At 71.0% G+C, this 655-nt stretch carries 1 protein-coding gene; it reads left to right on the top strand.

Translation table 11 applies throughout. The features are described from left to right. Positions 1 to 637, top strand: a 637-nt coding sequence (locus DD1DGNOD_RS29195; RefSeq protein ID WP_241255619.1) for a DUF3459 domain-containing protein, incomplete at its 5' end; no start/stop codon positions are given. Between the last annotated feature and the right edge of the window lie 18 nt (positions 638 to 655).

Here is a 655-nt window from a genome sequence, read left to right as displayed (position 1 = left end):
CCGTTTCATCGCGTTCCTGCAGGACCACGACCAGGTCGGCAACCGGGCGGTCGGCGACCGCGCAAGTGCGACGCTGCGCGCCGGCCTGCTGCGGGTCGGTGCCGCACTGCTGCTGACCTCCCCGTTCACGCCGATGCTGTTCATGGGCGAGGAATGGGGGGCGACCACGCCCTGGCAGTTCTTCAGCGACCACAGCGCGCCCGGCCTGGCCGAAGCCATCCGCAAGGGACGCCGCAGCGAGTTCGCCGCACACGGCTGGGGTCCCGACGAGATCCCCGACCCCCAGGACGAGGCGACGTTCGTCCGCTCCAAGCTCGACTGGTCGGAGCTCAAGGCCCCCCGGCACGCTGGGCTGCTGAAGTGGTATCAGCGTCTGACCGCACTGCGCAGGACCCTGCCGGACCTCACCGACCCTCGCCTGCCGTCGGTGCACTGCAGTTTCGACGAGGACGCCCGGTGGTTCGTGCTGCGCCGCGGCCAGGTCGCCGTCGTGTGCAACCTGGCCGATCGGCGCCAGCCGGTGCCGGTCGAGGGCGTGCCCTTCGACATCCCGGCCGCCTCCGCCACCGGTTTCACCTTCATGCCGGGACGCATCGAACTGGACGCCGAATCAGTGGTGATCGCCCGCCTGCTCTGAACCCCACCCCGGCCGGCG

Source organism: Candidatus Protofrankia californiensis, from assembly GCF_900634765.1.
In the GTDB taxonomy this organism is placed as follows: domain Bacteria; phylum Actinomycetota; class Actinomycetes; order Frankiales; family Frankiaceae; genus Protofrankia; species Protofrankia californiensis.
The sequence above is the reverse complement of the archived record's forward strand: the minus strand, read 5'-3'. Positions and strand labels throughout refer to the sequence as shown.